Origin of the sequence: Salmonella sp. JXY0409-18, from assembly GCF_020268625.1 — a bacterium.
Classification (GTDB): Bacteria; Pseudomonadota; Gammaproteobacteria; order Enterobacterales; family Enterobacteriaceae; genus Salmonella; species Salmonella enterica.
Window position 1 is genome coordinate 1,206,911 of sequence record NZ_CP084216.1, and the last position, 19,346, is coordinate 1,226,256.

The 19,346-nt window shown below is 54.2% G+C and carries 14 protein-coding genes; 9 read left to right on the plus strand and 5 right to left on the minus strand.

Annotation, left to right across the window (positions count from 1 at the left end; translation table 11 throughout):
* Positions 1–57: 57 nt before the first annotated feature.
* The 4 genes from murQ to tadA are packed head-to-tail and all read left to right on the plus strand — an operon-like array spanning position 58 to position 3,538.
* Entirely contained in the window at positions 58–951 is an 894-nt protein-coding gene (gene murQ, locus LDB27_RS05765; protein ID WP_001048531.1) for an N-acetylmuramic acid 6-phosphate etherase, read from the plus strand.
* Between the two features lie 10 nt (positions 952–961).
* Positions 962–2,323: a PTS transporter subunit EIIC gene (locus LDB27_RS05770; protein ID WP_000361666.1), complete on the plus strand. Its 1,362-nt coding sequence runs from the start codon at positions 962–964 to the stop codon at positions 2,321–2,323.
* A 3-nt stretch (positions 2,324–2,326) separates the two neighbouring features.
* Entirely contained in the window at positions 2,327–2,962 is a 636-nt protein-coding gene (gene yfhb, locus LDB27_RS05775; RefSeq protein WP_000253558.1) for a phosphatidylglycerophosphatase C, read from the plus strand.
* Positions 2,963–2,986: 24 nt separating this feature from the next.
* Positions 2,987–3,538 carry a tRNA adenosine(34) deaminase TadA gene (gene tadA, locus LDB27_RS05780; protein WP_001134560.1) on the plus strand — a complete coding sequence of 184 codons (552 nt, stop codon included), beginning with the start codon at positions 2,987–2,989 and terminating at the stop codon, positions 3,536–3,538.
* Positions 3,539–3,588: 50 nt separating this feature from the next.
* On the opposite strand, the gene mltF is transcribed toward tadA, so the two are convergent.
* Entirely contained in the window at positions 3,589–5,133 is a 1,545-nt protein-coding gene (mltF, locus tag LDB27_RS05785; protein WP_000734243.1) for a membrane-bound lytic murein transglycosylase MltF, read from the minus strand.
* Positions 5,134–5,367 (minus strand): hypothetical protein, encoded by a 234-nt coding sequence (locus LDB27_RS05790; RefSeq protein ID WP_001543559.1) that lies wholly within the window; start codon positions 5,365–5,367, stop codon positions 5,134–5,136.
* A 21-nt stretch (positions 5,368–5,388) separates the two neighbouring features.
* On the opposite strand from LDB27_RS05790, the gene purL reads away from it, so the two are divergent.
* The 5 genes from purL to glnB all read left to right on the plus strand — a co-directional run bounded on the left by purL (position 5,389) and on the right by glnB (position 13,870).
* Positions 5,389–9,276: a phosphoribosylformylglycinamidine synthase gene (gene purL / locus LDB27_RS05795; protein ID WP_000970053.1), complete on the plus strand. Its 3,888-nt coding sequence runs from the start codon at positions 5,389–5,391 to the stop codon at positions 9,274–9,276.
* A 648-nt stretch (positions 9,277–9,924) separates the two neighbouring features.
* On the plus strand, positions 9,925–11,355 hold the full coding sequence (gene qseE, locus LDB27_RS05800; RefSeq protein WP_023231178.1) for a two component system sensor histidine kinase QseE/GlrK: 1,431 nt from the start codon (positions 9,925–9,927) through the stop codon (positions 11,353–11,355).
* A gap of 1 nt (position 11,356) precedes the next feature.
* A complete protein-coding gene (gene qseG / locus LDB27_RS05805) occupies positions 11,357–12,121 on the plus strand; it encodes a two-component system QseEF-associated lipoprotein QseG (RefSeq protein WP_001054246.1) in 765 nt (254 codons plus the stop codon).
* A complete protein-coding gene (gene glrR, locus LDB27_RS05810; protein WP_024131152.1) occupies positions 12,121–13,455 on the plus strand; it encodes a two-component system response regulator GlrR in 1,335 nt (444 codons plus the stop codon). The genes qseG and glrR overlap by 1 nt, the downstream gene beginning before the upstream one ends.
* 76 nt (positions 13,456–13,531) lie before the next feature.
* Positions 13,532–13,870, plus strand: coding sequence for a nitrogen regulatory protein P-II (gene glnB, locus LDB27_RS05815; RefSeq protein ID WP_000717694.1), 339 nt, complete (start codon positions 13,532–13,534; stop codon positions 13,868–13,870).
* Between the two features lie 48 nt (positions 13,871–13,918).
* On the opposite strand, the gene dtpD is transcribed toward glnB, so the two are convergent.
* The 3 genes from dtpD to cadB all read right to left on the minus strand — a co-directional run bounded on the left by dtpD (position 13,919) and on the right by cadB (position 18,993).
* Positions 13,919–15,379 carry a dipeptide permease DtpD gene (gene dtpD, locus LDB27_RS05820; protein WP_000856793.1) on the minus strand — a complete coding sequence of 487 codons (1,461 nt, stop codon included), beginning with the start codon at positions 15,377–15,379 and terminating at the stop codon, positions 13,919–13,921.
* Between the two features lie 55 nt (positions 15,380–15,434).
* Entirely contained in the window at positions 15,435–17,579 is a 2,145-nt protein-coding gene (gene cadA / locus LDB27_RS05825) for a lysine decarboxylase CadA (protein ID WP_001100652.1), read from the minus strand.
* An 82-nt stretch (positions 17,580–17,661) separates the two neighbouring features.
* Positions 17,662–18,993 (minus strand): cadaverine/lysine antiporter, encoded by a 1,332-nt coding sequence (gene cadB / locus LDB27_RS05830; RefSeq protein ID WP_000100008.1) that lies wholly within the window; start codon positions 18,991–18,993, stop codon positions 17,662–17,664.
* Between the last annotated feature and the right edge of the window lie 353 nt (positions 18,994–19,346).

Genomic DNA, 19,346 nt, shown 5'->3' on the forward strand with positions numbered 1-19,346 from the left:
AATATTCTATTCCATCATGGACGCTTATTATGAATTAAAAATTCCAGAGGGACAAAAATGAATCTTGGTACCTTAGTGTCTGAAACCCGTAACCCGCAAACGATGGATCTGGATGCGTTGCCTACCCCTGAATTAGTTAAGCGTTTTAATGAACAGGATACGCTGGTAGCGGAAGCAGTAAAAGCCACTCTGCCTGACGTTGCGCGTGCGGTGGATGCCGCTGCGGCGGCGCTGAAGTCTGGCGGACGTATCATCTATATGGGCGCGGGCACCAGTGGTCGGCTTGGCGTACTGGATGCCTCAGAATGCCCCCCGACGTTTGGCGTTCCGCACGGTCTGGTCGTCGGGCTGATTGCCGGCGGGCCGGGCGCGTTGCTGAAAGCGGTCGAAGGCGCGGAAGACAGCCAACAGGCAGGCGAAGACGATCTTGTCGCGCTAAATCTGCAAGAACAGGATCTGGTCGTGGGGCTCGCGGCGTCGGGTCGTACACCCTATGTGATTGGCGGCCTGCGCTATGCGCGACAGTCCGGTTGTACCACTGTTGCCGTCTCCTGTAATCCAGATTCGCCTATTGCGCGGGAGGCTAATATCGCTATTTCGCCCGTTGTCGGGCCGGAAGCGCTTACCGGCTCCACGCGGCTGAAATCCGGCACCGCGCAGAAAATGGTGCTCAATATGATTTCTACCGGCGCGATGGTGAAGTTCGGCAAGGTCTATCAAAACCTGATGGTGGATATGAAAGCCACCAACGTCAAACTGGTCGATCGTGCGTGTCGGATGGTCGTTGAAGCGACCGGGATAGGTCGTGAAGAGGCGGAAACGTTGCTGAAACAGACCGATTTTGAGGTTAAGCCCGCCATTTTGATGGCGCTTACGGGGCTGGATGCTGCAGCCGCCAGGGAAAAACTCGCCGCTCATCAGGGCTTTTTAAGGGCGGCGTTAGAACACTAAAGAGGTGTGTATGGATAAGACGGCAGCGCTCGCCAGCGATATTTTACGTGGTATCGGCGGAGAGCAAAATATTCTGCGCCTGGAAAACTGTATGACGCGAGTCAGGGTGGAGGTACAGGACGACAGCCAACTGGATATTCCGCGCTTAAAAGCGTTGCCTGGCGTCAGTGGATACGTAAAGCAAGGGGAGCAACATCAGCTGATCGTTGGGCCGGGGAAGGCTGCGCAGGTGGTTGATGCGATGCGCGTGCAGATTGCCGCAGGTGGTGTAAAGCCGGACGACGCTATGGCGCGTACCAAATCCGAGGTGAAAGCGAAGTATAAAGCGCCGATGAGCGATGCGTTGCGTAAGCTGGCGAATATTTTTATTCCGCTTATCCCCGCCTTTATCGCATCCGGCTTGATTACCGGCATTATCAACATTCTTAAACGTCCGGATATCGTCGGCGACGTTGCCGTCCACTATCCTAACCTGCTGGGCCTGATGGGGATATTTGGCAGCGCGGTGTTCGCTATCATGAACATTCTGGTTGGCGTCAATACCGCGAAAGTCTTTGGCGGATCGCAGGCGTTAGGCGGCGTGATGGCGGGGATCCTTTCCAGCCCGCAACTGGCGCAGATTACGCTCTTTGGCGAGGCGCTTCAGCCGGGACGGGGCGGCGTCATCGCCGTCCTGCTGGTGGTGGCGTTAATGTGCTGGATTGAGCGCCAGTTCCGTAAGCTGCTGCCGGGGTCGCTGGAGTTAATTCTTAACCCTTTATTGACGACTGTTATCACCGGCGCGGTAGCGATTGTCGCTCTGCAACCGCTTGGCGGCTGGATTTCAGACGCTATCGCTCACGGCGCGTCCTGGGCTATCGATCGCGGCGGTTTTCTGGTGGGCGCGGTGTTAGCCGGAACCTTCCTGCCGTTGGTACTGACCGGGCTACATCAGGGGCTGGTGCCTATTCATGTGGAGCTGGTGCAAGCGCACGGCTATAACGCGTTGTTTCCCATCCTGGCGATGGCGGGCGTTGGTCAGATAGGCGCGGCCATTGCCGTACTGATGAAAACCCGCAATGCGCGACTCAAAAAGGTGATTAAAGGCGCGCTTCCGGTCGGACTGCTGGGGATTGGCGAGCCGCTGATTTTTGGCGTCACGCTGCCATTGGGTAAGCCATTTATTGGCGCTTGCCTTGGCGGCGCGGTAGGCGGGGCGTTGATCAGCTACTGGAAAGTGGCGACGGTAATTACCTTTGGTATTTCCGGTTTGCCGCTGGCATTAACAATTGTTGCCGGAAAAGTCCTGTTCTATCTGTTAGGCTATTTAATAGCGGTAATTGCCGGGTTTATTTTTACCTGGCTGCTGGGGTTCAATGATCCAGAGGAGTAAGGTTTGGTCAGCCACGAGCGTCGTGTCGTCTTTTTTGATTTGGATGGAACGTTACATCAACAGGATATGTTCGGCAGTTTTCTGCGTTATTTGCTGCGCCGTCAGCCGCTAAATGCGCTGCTCGTACTGCCGTTGTTACCCATTATCGGTATCGGCTTACTGGTAAAAGGGCGTGCGGCCCGCTGGCCGATGAGTCTGTTGTTGTGGGGCTGTACTTTTGGCCATAGCGAAACGCGTTTGCAAGCGCATCAGGCGGATTTTGTCCGTTGGTTTCGCGCTAACGTCACGGCGTTTCCGGTTGTACAGGAGCGTCTGACCACCTATCTATTGAGCTCTGACGCGGATATCTGGCTTATTACCGGTTCTCCGCAATCATTGGTAGAGCAAGTCTATTTTGATACGCCGTGGTTGCCGCGCGTTAACCTCATCGCCAGCCAGATGGCGCGACGGTATGGCGGCTGGGTATTAACCGTGCGCTGTCTGGGCCATGAAAAAGTCGCGCAACTGGAACGTAAAATCGGTACGCCGCTGCGTCTTTATAGCGGCTACAGCGACAGCAAACAGGATAACCCGCTGCTTTATTTTTGCCAGCATCGCTGGCGGGTGACGCCGCACGGCGAGCTGCAGCAGCTCGAATAGTGAAACGCATAGCGTCTGTGTATAATGCCGCCCGCTTTCATTACCGGAGTTATCTCTTTGTCTGATGTCGAATTAGATCACGAATACTGGATGCGCCACGCGCTGACGCTGGCGAAACGCGCCTGGGACGAACGCGAGGTTCCGGTTGGCGCGGTATTGGTGCATAACCATCGTGTCATTGGCGAAGGCTGGAACCGACCCATTGGCCGCCACGATCCTACTGCGCATGCTGAAATAATGGCGCTGCGTCAGGGAGGTCTGGTATTGCAGAATTACCGGTTACTGGATACCACGCTGTATGTCACGCTGGAACCCTGTGTGATGTGCGCAGGCGCTATGGTGCATAGCCGCATTGGACGCGTTGTCTTTGGCGCGCGCGATGCAAAAACCGGCGCGGCCGGATCGCTAATTGATGTGCTGCACCATCCGGGAATGAATCACCGGGTCGACATTATTGAAGGGGTGCTGCGCGATGAATGTGCGACGCTGCTCAGTGATTTTTTCCGTATGCGTCGTCAGGAAATTAAAGCCCTGAAGAAAGCCGACCGTGCGCAAGGCGCGGGGCCGACAGTATAGCGCAATGCCGGATAAGAGGTTACGCGTCGCCATCCGATAAGACCATCACGCTATTTTTCTTCTTTCTTCTGCGGCGTAAACAGTAAAGACGGCGAATGCGTCAGGTAGCCTGATGACTGCGATAAAAACGACAGGAGGGGGAAGGGCGCTTTATTCAGCTCCTCCGGCGACACCGCCGGGTAATCCTGCGCCAGTTTCATGGCTTCCGCTTCCTGCTTTTCTTTTTCCTGCAAATACCCCACTAAACTTATCTGGTATTTACGGATATTTTCCACATAAGCATAAGCCTCATGTCCACGCGCGTAACCGTAGGTTAGCTTACTGTAATACGGTTTTTGGCTTAACAGCGGCAAACGCTGCTTCACATCGGTCCAGCTATCCGGATTGCCTTTGGTTTTTACCGTCAGCGATCTGGCGTCGAGCATGTGCGCATAACCCATATTGTAGGCGGCTAAAGCAAACCAGATACGCTCGTCTTCCGGAACGGTTTCGGGAACTTTAGCCATCATATCTTCAAGATAGCGAGCGCCGCCGCTGATGCTTTGCTCCGCATCGGTACGGTCGGTCAGCCCCAGACTTTGGGCGGTATTTTTAGTCAGCATCATCAGGCCGCGCACGCCGGTTGGCGAGGTCGCCAGCGGGTCCCAGTGTGATTCCTGATAAGAAATCGCCGCCAGCAGGCGCCAGTCTATCTCTTTGGCATATTTTTTAAATAACGGTTCCAGCTCCGGCAGGACGTTATCCACCGCTCGCAGGAAAGAGCGGGTATCAACGTAGTCGAAATCATCGCCATGCCCCAGATATTTCTCTTCGATCCGCGCCAGAGAACCGTCTTCATTGATCGAATTGAAAAAATCGAGCAGCGCGGCGGAGAGCGTATTATCGTCGTCCAGTCGGCTAAACCAGGTCACGGGCTGTTCATCCGTGACATCCAGCGCCACGGCCAGTTCGGGATGAACGCGCTGAAACAGACTGATCGCCACTGAATCGGCAATGGTGTAATCCAGTTTGCCGCTGATGACCTCTTCCAGCAGCGTCGTCGAGCCTTTTTTATCATCCACCTTCCAGCTCAGGTCGGGAAACTTTGTCTCTTTTAAACGCTGTAAATCATTGACCACGACGTGCCCTGGCGCAATGGTAAGCTGATTCTCGTTAACGGTCGCCAGCGAGCGTGGGCGATATTGTCCGACCCGGTAGACGAGCTGTTGCGAAACCGAGTAATACATGGGGCCGGGCTGATAGTTTTTAACGCGCGCGCTGTCGTAGACCAGCCCAGCCGCGAGCAGGTCGGCATTGTCGTTATCCAGATCGTCAAACAACTGGCTGATATTCTGGCGCACCGTCACTTTCAGCTTCACGCCGAGATAGTTGGCGAACTGCTGCGCCAGTTCATAGTCCAGACCATATTTTTTACCGTTGATAACGGAATAGGTTAATGGCGAGTCGATCGTACTGACGCGCAGTACCCCCCGGGCTTGAATCGCGGCGATATGGTTTTCGGTTTTACCGAACCAGGGGATTGAGGGCCAAAGGGCTGCTGCCAGCAGCAGCGTCAATATGCCGATGAACAGATAATTAATCTTTAATTTTTTCAATTAGTTAATTCTCTGGATCGTGCGTTGCCTCGGGCTGAAAAAGATGTTTTGCTGCAATAGATAAGTCATTAATGAGCGGCATTTTGCGTAACAATGCGCCAGTTGGCAACTTATTCGCAACGATAGCCGCACCGTATGACAAGAAAAAGCGGTGATTTTATTTATACGCAAACGGTTTCGTCGGCGCGTCAGATTCTTTATAATGACGGCCGTTTCCCCCCTTGCGCACACCAAAGCTTAGAAGACGAGAGACTTATGATGGAAATTCTGCGTGGTTCGCCTGCACTGTCTGCATTCCGTATCAATAAACTGCTGGCGCGCTTTCAGGCTGCCAACCTCCAGGTCCACAATATATACGCTGAGTATGTCCATTTTGCTGACCTGAACGCCCCGTTAAATGATAGCGAGCAGGCGCAGCTTACCCGTCTGCTGCAATACGGCCCGGCGCTTAGCAGCCATACGCCGGCGGGTAAACTCCTGTTGGTCACACCGCGTCCTGGTACCATCTCCCCCTGGTCTTCAAAAGCAACGGATATCGCCCACAACTGCGGCCTGCAACAGGTTGATCGGCTGGAGCGCGGCGTAGCGTACTATATCGAGGCTTCGACGTTGACGGCGGAACAGTGGCGACAAGTGGCCGCAGAGCTGCACGACCGTATGATGGAGACGGTGTTCTCTTCTTTAACCGATGCGGAAAAACTGTTTATCCACCATCAGCCTGCGCCGGTTTCCAGTGTCGATCTGCTGGGAGAAGGCCGTCAGGCGTTAATTGACGCCAACCTGCGTCTCGGTCTGGCGCTGGCGGAAGATGAAATCGACTATTTGCAGGAGGCGTTTACCAAACTGGGGCGCAACCCGAACGATATCGAATTGTACATGTTCGCCCAGGCGAACTCCGAGCACTGCCGCCACAAGATTTTTAACGCCGACTGGATTATCGACGGTAAACCGCAGCCGAAGTCGCTGTTTAAAATGATTAAAAACACCTTCGAAACCACGCCGGACTATGTGCTCTCTGCCTATAAAGACAATGCCGCGGTGATGGAAGGATCTGCGGTGGGGCGCTACTTCGCCGACCACAATACCGGCCGTTACGATTTTCATCAGGAGCCCGCGCACATTTTGATGAAGGTCGAAACGCATAACCACCCAACCGCCATCTCTCCGTGGCCGGGGGCGGCGACCGGTTCCGGCGGCGAAATTCGTGATGAAGGCGCCACCGGGCGTGGCGCGAAACCAAAAGCCGGGCTGGTGGGCTTCTCCGTTTCCAACCTGCGTATTCCGGGCTTTGAACAGCCGTGGGAAGAGGATTTTGGCAAGCCGGAACGTATTGTCACCGCGCTGGATATCATGACCGAAGGTCCGCTGGGCGGCGCGGCGTTTAACAACGAATTTGGTCGCCCGGCGCTGACCGGTTACTTCCGTACTTATGAAGAGAAAGTGAACAGCCACAACGGCGAAGAGCTGCGCGGCTACCATAAGCCGATCATGCTGGCGGGCGGAATCGGTAATATCCGCGCCGATCACGTGCAGAAAGGCGAGATCGTCGTCGGCGCGAAGCTGATCGTCCTTGGCGGCCCGGCGATGAATATCGGCCTCGGCGGCGGCGCGGCATCGTCAATGGCTTCCGGCCAATCTGACGCTGACCTCGACTTTGCTTCCGTACAGCGCGACAACCCGGAAATGGAACGCCGCTGCCAGGAGGTGATCGACCGCTGCTGGCAGTTGGGCGACGCCAACCCAATCCTGTTTATCCATGATGTGGGCGCGGGCGGTCTCTCCAATGCGATGCCGGAGCTGGTGAGCGACGGCGGGCGCGGCGGGAAGTTCGAACTGCGCGACATTCTTAGCGACGAGCCGGGCATGAGCCCGCTGGAAATCTGGTGTAACGAATCCCAGGAGCGCTATGTGCTGGCGGTCGCGGCTGACCAGTTGCCGCTGTTCGACGAACTGTGTAAGCGCGAACGCGCGCCGTATGCGGTCATTGGCGACGCTACCGAAGAACAGCATCTCTCGTTGCATGATAACCATTTCGACAATCAGCCGATCGACCTACCGCTGGATGTCCTGCTGGGCAAAACGCCGAAAATGACCCGCGATGTGCAAACATTGAAGGCGAAAGGCGATGCGCTGAACCGCGCGGATATCACGATTACCGACGCGGTAAAGCGTGTTCTGCATCTGCCGACCGTGGCGGAAAAAACCTTCCTTGTCACTATTGGCGACCGTACCGTCACCGGTATGGTGGCGCGTGACCAGATGGTTGGCCCGTGGCAGGTCCCGGTGGCTGACTGCGCGGTCACTACCGCCAGCCTCGACAGCTACTACGGCGAAGCGATGTCGATTGGCGAGCGCGCGCCGGTGGCGCTGCTGGACTTTGCCGCCTCCGCCCGTCTGGCCGTCGGTGAAGCGTTGACTAACATTGCCGCGACGCAGATTGGCGATATCAAGCGCATCAAACTTTCCGCTAACTGGATGGCGGCAGCCGGTCATCCTGGCGAAGATGCCGGTTTGTATGACGCGGTTAAAGCGGTGGGAGAGGAACTCTGTCCGCAGCTTGGCCTGACGATTCCGGTGGGCAAAGATTCGATGTCGATGAAAACCCGCTGGCAGGAAGGCAACGAACAGCGCGAAATGACCTCGCCGCTGTCGCTGGTGATTTCCGCGTTTGCCCGCGTGGAAGACGTGCGTCACACCCTTACGCCGCAGCTGTCAACGGAAGATAACGCCTTGTTGCTGATCGATCTTGGCAAGGGCCACAACGCGCTGGGTGCAACGGCGCTGGCGCAGGTCTATCGTCAGCTTGGCGACAAACCCGCGGACGTGCGTGACGTCGCGCAACTGAAAGGCTTCTATGACGCCATGCAGGCGCTGGTCGCTGCGCGTAAATTACTGGCCTGGCACGACCGTTCCGACGGCGGTCTGCTGGTGACGCTGGCCGAGATGGCCTTTGCCGGCCACTGCGGCGTGCAGGTCGATATCGCCGCGCTGGGCGATGACCATCTGGCCGCACTGTTCAACGAGGAGCTGGGCGGCGTGATTCAGGTACGCGCTGAAGACAGAGACGCGGTCGAAGCGCTGTTGGCGCAGTACGGCCTTGCTGACTGCGTCCACTACCTTGGTCAGGCTCTGGCTGGCGATCGCTTTGTGATTACCGCTAATGATCGGACGGTATTCAGCGAAAGCCGCACTACGCTGCGTGTCTGGTGGGCGGAAACCACCTGGCAGATGCAGCGTCTGCGCGACAATCCGCAATGTGCTGACCAGGAACATGAGGCGAAAGCGAATGATGCCGATCCGGGCCTCAACGTGAAGCTGTCGTTTGATATTAATGAAGATATCGCCGCGCCGTACATTGCGACAGGCGCACGACCGAAAGTCGCTGTACTGCGCGAGCAGGGGGTGAACTCTCACGTGGAGATGGCGGCGGCGTTCCATCGTGCGGGCTTTGACGCGATTGACGTCCATATGAGCGACCTGCTGGGCGGTCGTATCGGTCTGGGTAACTTCCACGCTCTGGTGGCTTGCGGCGGCTTTTCCTACGGCGACGTGCTGGGGGCGGGCGAAGGCTGGGCGAAATCCATTCTGTTTAACCATCGGGTGCGCGACGAATTCGAAACCTTCTTCCATCGTCCACAGACGCTGGCGCTTGGGGTGTGCAACGGTTGTCAGATGATGTCGAATCTGCGTGAGCTGATCCCGGGCAGCGAACTGTGGCCGCGTTTTGTACGTAACCATTCTGACCGCTTCGAAGCCCGCTTCAGCCTGGTGGAAGTGACGCAAAGCCCATCGCTGCTGCTGCAAGGAATGGTAGGCTCACAGATGCCGATTGCGGTTTCCCATGGGGAAGGGCGCGTTGAGGTGCGTGACGATGCGCATCTTGCCGCGCTTGAGAGCAAAGGCCTGGTCGCCCTGCGCTATGTAGACAATTTCGGCCACGTGACCGAAACCTATCCGGCTAACCCGAACGGTTCGCCGAACGGCATCACGGCGGTGACGACCGAAAACGGTCGGGTGACGATTATGATGCCGCATCCGGAACGCGTATTCCGCACCGTCGCCAACTCCTGGCACCCGGAAAACTGGGGCGAGGATAGCCCGTGGATGCGTATCTTCCGTAATGCGCGTAAGCAGCTTGGTTAATTAGCCCGATAGCCATTAAGCCCCTCTTCACGAGGGGCTTTTTGTAGACGGCGCTTATCAGGCCCACGGGGAAGCGCGGTTGTAGCTACCGTCTTGAACGTCAAGCGGTAGGCCGGATAAGGCGTTTACGCCGCCATCCGGCAATAAACTAGCGCTTATGCCGCAAGATTAAAGTGTCGGGAAATCCCGACATGAGCGGGGGGTAGGTTGTCGCCAAAAAGAGACATTTAACAATTTGATTTTAAATGATTTTATTTTTAGGTGTTGTAGGTGTTGCTGATTGGAGACAGAAAGGGTAAAAAACAGGCAGAGCCATTTTGAGCATGAATAACGATATTTTTCATATCTATCATTATGTTAACAAAGTCTTTTGAATGTTGGCACAATTACTGCATAATGGTAACCAGTGGCTCATTCACCTTCTTATGTCAGCCCCTTAGGGATGCGCTACATAAACTTCGAATGACGCACAACAAGGTGCCTGCCGTCCAACTTCTGATAATAGCGTAGCTTTATCAACCTCCGGGCGAAACGTCGAGTTAGGCACCGCCTTATTCCATAACAAAGCCGGGTTTAGCCCGGCTTTGTTGTATCTGGCGCTTCCCTCGGTTAGCATCTTTTTTATTCTTCTTTTATGTGAGCGACACGTTGAAGCGCTGGTCTGTTTTCCCCCGTTCTTTACGACAATTGGTCATGCTGGCCTTTTTGCTGATCCTGCTGCCGTTGCTGGTTCTGGCCTGGCAGGCGTGGCAAAGCCTTAACGCGTTAAGCGATCAGGCTGCGGTGACTAACCGCAGCACGCTTATTGACGCCCGGCGCAGCGAGGCGATGACCAACGTCGCGCTGGAGATGGAGCGAAGCTACCGACAGTATTGCGTGCTTGACGATCCGACGCTGGCAAAAGTGTATCAAAGCCAGCGTAAGCGCTATAGCGATATGCTGGACGCCCATGCCGGCGTCTTGCCGGATGATAAGTTGTATCAGGCGTTACGCCAGGATTTAAACGCGCTGGCGCAATTGCAGTGTAAAGATAGCGGCCCGGAAGCGGCAGCGGCCGCGCGTCTGGAGGCCTTTGCCAACGCTAATACGGAAATGGTGCAGGCGACGCGTACTGTGGTTTACTCGCGCGGGCAGCAGTTACAACAAGAAATCGCCGAGCGCGGACAATTTTTCGGCTGGCAGGCGCTGGTGCTATTTCTGGTGAGCCTGGCGATGGTGCTACTTTTTACCCGCATGATTATCGGGCCGGTGAAAGGAATTGAACGGATGATTAATCGCCTGGGCGAAGGCCGTTCTTTGGGGAATACCGTCACCTTTACCGGTCCGCGTGAATTACGATCGGTGGGGCAGCGCATTATCTGGCTGAGTGAGCGTCTGGCGTGGCTGGAATCCCAGCGCCATCAGTTTCTACGTCACTTGTCCCATGAGCTGAAAACTCCGCTGGCTAGTATGCGCGAGGGGACAGAGCTGCTGGCCGATCAGGTGGTTGGGCCGCTGACGCCGGAGCAAAAAGAGGTGGTCGATATTCTGGATGACAGCAGTCGTAATTTACAAAAATTGATTGAGCAATTGCTTGATTACAACCGGAAACTGGTAGACAGTGCCACAGAGCTGGAATCGGTCGATATCGCGCCGCTTGTGGATATGGTGGTTTCCGCCCACAGTTTGCCTGCCCGCGCTAAAATGATGCATACCGATGTCGACCTGAAGGCCGAACGCTGCATAGCAGAGCCCATGTTGCTGATGAGCGTGCTGGATAATCTCTATTCCAACGCGGTGCACTATGGCGCTGAATCCGGTAACATTTGTATCCGTAGTCGCTCTCAGGGCTCCACGGTTTATATCGATGTGGTTAATAGCGGCGAACCGATTCCGCAAACCGAAAGAGAAATGATTTTTGAGCCTTTTTTCCAGGGAAGCCACCAGCGAAAAGGGGCGGTAAAAGGCAGTGGGTTAGGGCTGAGTATCGCCAGAGATTGTATTCGCCGAATGCAGGGAGAGATCCAACTGGTGGATGACAAAGCGCAGGAAGTCTGTTTTCGCATCTCGCTGCCATTGCCTGCATCTGACAAACACTAATATGAATTTAAGCCTGGTGCGTATGTCACACGTTTTAGTCCAAACTATTAAACGATGCCTTTTGCGGTGGGGAATACCGGTGGGCATATCGTGTCTGGCGCTGACCGCATGTGTTCCCCATGCTTCACAGCAACTGCCCGATAGCGCAGCGCAGGACACGCTCCCCCATTATCAACTGGCGGATTATCTCCCGACGGCGTGCGCGGATATCTGGTCGCTACGCGGGCAGGCGGTAGAGACGAATCCGCTGTACTGGCTACGCACGATTGACTGCGCCGATCGTCTGATGCCGGTTCAGTCGCGCGCAGAGGCGCGCGCGTTGACGGATGATAACTGGCAGAATGCCTTCAGGCGCGGGATCTTACTGGCGGATGCAAAAATTACGCCGCCGGAGCGGCGCGCCATAGTGACCCGTCTGGAGGCGTTAAGCGCGCAAATACCGGCTCAGGTACGGCCCGTCTACCAAATCTGGCATGACGGTCAGGCGCTGCAATTAGCGCTTTCTGCCGAACGTCAGCGTTATAGCAAACTCCAGCAAACGTCAGATAGTGAGCTGGATGCGCTGCGCCAGCAGCAACAGGCCTTGCAAACGCAGCTCGATCTTACCACTCGTAAGCTGGAGAGTTTAACCGATATTGAGCGCCAGCTTTCGACACGAAAACCGGCAGGTAATTACAACGCCGATACGCCGCATACCAATGACAAACCCGCGACGTCTGAAGATGGCGCGGCGCCGTCGCCGTCACAAGATGAGGTAACGCCATGATAAGCCGTAAACCGGCGCACCTGTTGCTGGTCGATGACGATCCCGGATTACTGAAATTGCTCGGTATGCGCCTGACCAGTGAAGGATACAGTGTCGTGACCGCAGAGAGCGGTCAGGAAGGACTGCGGGTACTGCATCGGGAAAAAGTGGATCTGGTAATAAGCGACCTGCGCATGGATGAAATGGATGGTATGCAACTGTTCACAGAAATTCAGAAAGTACAGCCGGGAATGCCGGTTATCATTCTGACGGCGCATGGTTCCATTCCGGATGCGGTGGCCGCTACCCAGAAGGGCGTATTCAGCTTTTTGACAAAGCCGATCGACAGAGACGCGTTATATAAAGCGATAGATGAAGCGCTGGAGCAGTCCGCTCCCGCGACGGACGATAGCTGGCGCAACGCTATCGTTACCCGTAGCCCGCTGATGCTGCGACTGCTTGAACAGGCGCGCATGGTCGCGCAGTCGGATGTCAGCGTATTGATTAACGGACAAAGCGGTACCGGAAAAGAGATTTTCGCACAGGCGATTCATAATGCCAGCCCGCGCAATAACAAGCCGTTTGTCGCCATCAACTGCGGCGCGTTGCCGGAACAGTTGCTGGAGTCCGAATTATTCGGCCATGCGCGCGGCGCCTTTACCGGCGCAGTGAGCAATCGTGAAGGGTTGTTCCAGGCGGCGGAAGGCGGCACGCTGTTTCTGGATGAAATTGGCGATATGCCCGCGCCGTTACAGGTGAAGCTGCTGCGGGTGTTACAGGAGCGCAAAGTCAGGCCGCTGGGCAGCAATCGCGATATTGATATAGACGTGCGAATTATTTCCGCGACGCACCGCGATCTGCCGAAGGCGATGGCGCGGGGCGAATTTCGTGAAGATTTGTACTACCGGCTGAATGTCGTGAGTCTGAAAATTCCGGCGCTGGCGGAGCGTACCGAAGATATTCCGCTGCTGGCTAATCATCTGCTCAGACAGTCGGCACAGCGGCATAAACCGTTTGTTCGCGCCTTTTCTACTGATGCAATGAAACGGCTGATGACGGCAAGCTGGCCGGGCAACGTGCGCCAACTGGTCAACGTCATTGAACAATGCGTGGCGTTAACCTCTTCGCCGGTGATCAGCGATGCGTTGGTCGAACAGGCGCTGGAAGGCGAAAACACCGCGCTGCCAACTTTTGCCGAAGCGCGAAACCAATTTGAACTGAACTATCTGCGCAAGTTACTGCAAATTACCAAAGGTAACGTGACGCACGCGGCAAGGATGGCGGGGCGCAACCGCACGGAATTCTATAAGCTACTCTCCCGTCACGAACTGGATGCGAATGATTTCAAAGAGTAGTTTTCATGCCGTAAAGTAGCGCGAAATATGTTACGTTTAACCGATCAAAACACAGGCGACCTTTTCAAGGAATAGCATGAAAAAGATTGATGCGATTATTAAACCCTTCAAGCTGGACGATGTCCGTGAAGCGCTGGCCGAGGTAGGTATTACCGGGATGACGGTAACTGAAGTCAAAGGCTTTGGCCGTCAAAAAGGCCACACCGAGCTGTATCGCGGCGCGGAATATATGGTGGATTTTCTGCCGAAGGTAAAAATTGAAATCGTTGTGCCTGACGACATCGTGGATACCTGTGTTGACACCATCATTCGTACCGCGCAGACGGGGAAAATCGGCGACGGTAAGATTTTTGTCTTTGATGTTGCCCGTGTTATTCGTATCCGTACTGGCGAAGAAGACGACGCGGCTATCTGATGTGCCGATTCGCTGCCCGTCTCCTCCTTGTGGGCAGCGAACCACCGTTTAATCGCCCTGCGGTAGCGCCGATGTAGTCCGGGTGCAAACCCATCTCAGGCCGACAATGGCGACGATCAGCGCCACGCAACTTAGCGTCCACTCGCCCATTTGCGAGAAAAAGTGTCCGTAGGCGGCTACCGCCGTATCACTAATTTGCGATTCCGTGGTTTGTTGCGCGACGACGCCAGCCAGCCAGTTAGCGACCGCGCCGGTCGCCAGCATATAAATACCGGTCAGCACGCCCGTGACGCCAGGCAGGTTGAGGCGGGTAATTTGCGCCATCGCGACCGGATCAATAAACAGCTCTGCAAAGCCCATCAGTGCCAGCCCTGCGATCATCATTCCCATTGATGCCTGCCCGTCTAACCGGGCCTGATGCGCGTTTAGCGCCAGCAGCATAAAACCGCCGCCCATTAATACCAGTCCCACGGCAAATTTAAGCCAGACGCGCAGCACCGAGCGGGCGCTCTCTTTCGGGCTGCTCAGCCACGCCAGCACCACGCCCGCCGCCATCACCGCAATCGCATTGACCGACTGGAACAATGCGGTGGGGACGGTCATGTTCAGCCAGTGGCGGTTGACAAAACGGTCGATGAATAAACTGATCGAACTTCCGCCCTGCTGCGCCAGAACCCAGAAGAGAGTGCCGGTGATCATTAACAGAACGATTTGCCACAAGGCGCGACGGTGTTCGGGAAATTTAACCATAATACGGGCGATAAGTTGCGCCGCGAAGACGCAGACAATGGCCAGCACATAGCCAGACCAGTTATTTTCCAGCAGGAGGGTGAAGAATACCGGCGCGATACACAGCATTAATACCAGCCAACCCCAGGTTGGAAGGGCGAATTTAACCGCCCGCAATGCGGGGCGATTAACACCGCGCGTCTGCTGAAAGTGGCGATGACCGCTTAAAAAGATGAGCAGGCCGATGAACATTCCCACGCCCGCCAGCGCAAAGCCGACATGCCAGCCATACCACTGCGCCGCCAGACCACAGGCGATCGGCGCGGCTATCGATCCAATATTCCCGGCGGCGTAGAGCAGCGAGAATCCCCCGTCGCGGCGGTTGTCATCAGGGGCGTAAAGTTCGCCCAGCAGACAGCTAATATTGGATTTAAACAAGCCGTAGCCGCAGATAATAATGGCCAGCGCCGCATATAAACTCAGCGTTGAATCAGATTCTAAGCCCAATACCACATGACCCAGCGTCATCAATAAGGCGCCGGTGATAACCGCCACGCGGTTGCCAAGCAGGCGGTCGGCAAGCCAGCCGCCAAGAATAGGGGTAACGTAAACTAAAGAGGCGTAGGCGCTGAAGAGGTTGATCGCGTGGCTGTCATTAAAACCAAGCTGGTGGGTAAGATAAAGGATGAGTAAGGCACGCATGCCGTAAAAGCTGAAGTATTCCCAAATTTGAATCGCCACGATGTAAAAAATCGCGCGCGGTTGTGAGGGTGTTTTCATAAAGTCTCCTTGCTGCGTGAAAAAAGGGAAGTGGCAAGCCACTTCCCTTTGGTACTTATTTCGTATTTTCTTTCAGCACCTTAACGGTGTAACGTCCGTCTGCCTGACGATAGGCGCCGTGGATATCGGTTTCGAAGCCCGGATAGTGGGCGCCGATTTCGCACAGCATTTGCAGGAATTCCAGTACCGGACGGCTTTCCTCGGTGATCATTTCACCAGGCATCACCAGCGGCACTCCCGGAGGGTAAGGAAGGATCATGTTGGCGTTGACGCGACCAACCATCTCTTCAAGATACACCTCTTCCGTTTCGCCATGCAGCTCTTTCTGGAACGCAGTATACGGCGTCATCACCATTTTCGGCAGCACTTCAAACGCACGGTACATTAAGTCCGGCAGATTATGATGTTCGACCAGTTTATGAATATTCTGCGCCAGTTCCTGGATGCGCATATTTTCATAAAACTCAGGCGCTTCGCGGTACAGTGCTGGCAGAATGTTTTTGACGCGCAGGTTCAGGTCAAAGGCGCGTTTAAATTCAGTGAGCGCGCGCAGCAGGCTCAGAGCTTTGGTTTTGTCGATACCAATGCTGAACAGGAACAGCAGGTTGTATGGACCGGTTTTTTCTACGATGATGCCACGTTCATCGAGATATTTGGCGACCAGACTTGCCGGAATACCGAACTCATCCATCGTACCGTCTTTTTTCATCCCCGGCGTCAGGATAGTGACTTTGATCGGGTCGAGGTACATGTGTTCGTTATCGATATTTTTGAAGCCATGCCATGCGCTATCTGAACGCAGCGGCCAGCACTCAGCCCCATCGATATGTTCCGGCTGCCATACGTCAAAGAACCAGCCGTCGGATTCGCTTTTCAGGCGTTTAATTTCTTTACGGAATTTAATCGCACGTTCAATAGAACCGTTAATCAGGCGTTTACCCGCATTACCTTTCATCATCGCCGCTGCGGTTTCAGTAGACGCTACGATACCGTAGTGCGGAGAAGTGGTGGTATGCATCATGTAGGCTTCGTTAAAGGTTTCTTCGTTAATGTCGCCTTTAACATGAATCATGGATGCCTGTGAAAACGCCGCCAGCAGTTTATGCGTGGACTGGGTTTCATAAATGATTTTGCCTTCTACACGGTCGCCGCTCATACCGCATTTACCCTGATAAATAGGGGAGAAATTGGTATAAGGCACCCAGGCGGAGTCAAAATGAATGGACTTCACATCCAGAGTTTTCTTGATGTAGTCAGTGTTATACAACAAACCGTCATAGGTTGAGTTAGTAATAACAGCATGGACCGGCCAGGTTGCGTTAGGCGTCTCTTTTACCCGTTTAGCGATAGTGGCGTGCTGGAACTCGCTTTGCGGAATACCGCCAAGAATACCGTAGGCGTTACGGGTTGGGCGGAAATAAATCGGCGTAATGTCGCTCATCATCATCAGATGGGTCAGCGATTTATGGCAGTTACGGTCAATCAGTACCGTGCTGCCTGCCGGCGCGGAGTACATACCGACGATTTTGTTCGCCGTAGAGGTGCCGTTCGTCACCATGTAGCTACGTTCGGCGTTAAAGACGCGGGCGATATACTCTTCCGCTTCTTTATGCGGGCCGGAGTGGTCCAGCAGCGAACCCAGTTCGGAAACGGAAATCGAAATATCGGATTTCATCGTGTTCGGGCCGAAGAAATCATAAAAGATGCTGCCGACGGGGCTTTTCTGGAAAGCGGTCCCGCCCATGTGGCCAGGCGTACAGAAAGTATATTTCCCTTCGCGCACATATTTGAACAACGCTTTTGTCAGCGGCGGCAGAATATTGTCGATGTATTCATCGGTATTCTGGCGAATTTTCGCCGCGATATCGGCTGCGGCGCCTAAAGCATATTCAAAGAAGCGAACCTGCATTCTCAGATCGTTGAGGCTGACGTCCAGCGTAGAGTAGCTGTTGGCGAAGGCGTACAGCGGCATATACTCGTTCAGCTTGCTAATCTCTTCGCAAAGCTCAAGGTTATATTTATCCCAGTCGAAAATGACGCCGCAAAGGCGGGAGTTATTTTCAATCAGCTTCAGCAGGTCTTCTCGGTCGTTTGGATAGACGATACGGAAATTTAAACCTTCCAGTGCACGATGCAGTTCACGAATAGGCTCTTCTTTAAAGTAGACGCCCATGTGGTTCATGATAGCAATAACGTTCATAGTCTTGTTCCTGGTAAAGTGGGCCCCTCCCGCTACGCTATAGCAGGTGACGAAAGGGGCTTTGAGAAAAAGGAGTTAGCGGTTAAAGCGCTTCAGCCGTATTGTTGTCGCTGTCGTTGTTCTGGCGCTGGTGCATTTTGCGACCGTAGAACATCAGGATGATCAGACTGACGATAAAGGTGCCGGAGAGTTCGAAGGAGCTGGCGCCCATCAGTGCGATGAAGCAAAATGCGCAGCCCAGTACAGAACAAATCAGGCTTACCGAGTTACGGATGTTGAACCCTTCGAAGCGAATCAGGTCAACACAGGAGTAGAAGTACGGCAGCATGGTAAGCAGTACGGCAATCCCGGTCAGTTCGCCGAACAGGTCGGACGCTTTACCGCCGCTGGAGTTCATGATGGTGATCAGAATCATCAGCGCCGTCATTTTCACAGCAGCCAACAGCAGACCTTTTTTCGGAATACCGTTTTTATCCATTTCACCGTAAATTTTCGGGAAGTTGCCGTCGTTGGCGGCGCGAACCCCAGCCTGGCCGACCAGCATCATCCAGGAGCCCAGAGACGTCAGGCAGGCGAAAGCGGTAAAGGCGGAAACCAGCGGCGCAGCCCAGCCACCCAGAATCGTGGAGGTACTGATAGCGAACGGCGCGCCGGAAGAGGCCATAACGGAAGCTGGGAACATCCCGGCGATAACCTGAGTCGCAGCGATATAGATGATGCCTGCCAGCGCGGTACCCAGCATGGTTGCCAGAGGTACGGTGCGTTTCGGGTTTTTCACCATGCCGGTGCTGACGGCGGCAGACTCAACGCCAACGAACGCCCACAGGCAGAGCAGAATACTTTTAACAATGGCGTGAGAGTCGGTCGTCGTAGACGTGTTCCAGTTCGCGTGATAGGTCGCGATATCGAACCAATGCCAGCCGGCGACTGCGGTCAAGACTACCGGGATCAGCACCAGGAATAGGCCAATCGTTGTTAAGCGGCTGACCCAGGCCCCGCCCAGCATATTAATAAAGGTGAACAGCCAGACGATAGCAATACAGGCAATACCTGCCGGTATTGGATTATTTAATGCCGGGAAGAATGTAGAAAGATAAGAAACAGCGGTAATGCCGATGGCTAAGTTACCAATCCAGTTTGCGTGATAATAAAGAACACCGGTCTGGAAACCAAACGCCGGAGATATTTCCCCAGCATAAGCGATAGGGCCACCCTGTTGAGGGTTTTTGGTTGCCAGCCTCGCATAAACATAAGCCAGCGACATTGCCCCAATAATAGAAATTACCCAGCCCCAGATGGCAATGCCACCAATACTGGCAAGGTTGGCGGGTAATAATGCAATCCCGCTCCCCATCATATTACCGGCAACGACGCCAGTACAGGCAAATAGCCCGATCTTTTTGACAGAACTCATGTTCATTTCTCCTGAGCTGTATTTTTAAGAACCGGGCTTATGCTTCATATATGCTGCGTGCCCGTTCAACTGTCGACAAGATTAACGAATGGGTTGAGATAAGTCCTAAAGAAAAAGTGAAATAAACACAAACATGAAAAAACTGATAGATTGATTTTTTTGAATTAACATATAAATATCATGAAAAATATCATGAAAGGATAAACATCGTTTAATTACAAGGAGTTATATTTACATTTCTTTGCAGTAAACATGTTACCAAAATTAACATAAGTTATTTTTGGTAACATGTTTTTCACAAAATAAAAGCGAAAAATTTAATATCTTTTCGCTTTTATTTGTCATGGTTCAGC